This window comes from Dietzia cinnamea NBRC 102147 (assembly GCF_001571065.1).
GTDB lineage: Bacteria > Actinomycetota > Actinomycetes > Mycobacteriales > Mycobacteriaceae > Dietzia > Dietzia cinnamea.
On the sequence record NZ_BCSW01000156.1, the window covers coordinates 1 to 571 of the forward strand.

Annotated in this window: 1 protein-coding gene; it reads right to left on the reverse strand. The window is 65.8% G+C overall.

The window, feature by feature from the left end:
- Nucleotides 1-97: 97 nt before the first annotated feature.
- Complete coding sequence (locus tag DCI01S_RS16580; protein WP_061230218.1) at nt 98-286, reverse strand: hypothetical protein; 189 nt, start codon at nt 284-286, stop codon at nt 98-100.
- Nucleotides 287-571 lie beyond the last annotated feature (285 nt).

Here is a 571-nt window from a genome sequence, read left to right on the forward strand (position 1 = left end):
ATGAGTCCGGGGACGGCGAACTTGACGGGCGGGTAGGTCTGGGCGTCGAGCCAGTCGCCGGTGATGACGTAGTCGAGGAGGTCAGGTTCGGTGTCGATCACCATGCACCGCCTCCGCGCTTGTTGAGGAAGCTGGAGATGCTGGCGAGGTGCTGTTCGATGCCGCATAGCGCTATGGCCTTGCAGATTTCGACCTCTGCGCGGTCATCGGCTTCCGCGTCCCGGTCGAGAAGTTCGTTCTGAAGTTCGACTAGGCGTCGGATGCCGTCCTGCCCGGTGATGATCATGCGGCGGTCCTCCTGGTCGGTGCGAGGCCGGCGGCTGCGAGGTGCAGTTCGGCGGCGAGGCGGGCTTCGGTGCTGATGTGCTCGTCGCCGTGGCACCGGCACAGCCACGGGTCGCGGCATCCGCACGCGAGCGGTTCCATGCGTCGTGCGGCTGCGTTACGATTGCGAATGAACCCGCCAAAGTTCATCTCGCAAGCGCTCCGGCCTCCGGTCGGGGCGTTCTGCTTTGTGGGGGTCATGTCAGGGCTTTCCCTCCGTCAGGCTGCGCTCGAGGGCGTCGGCGAG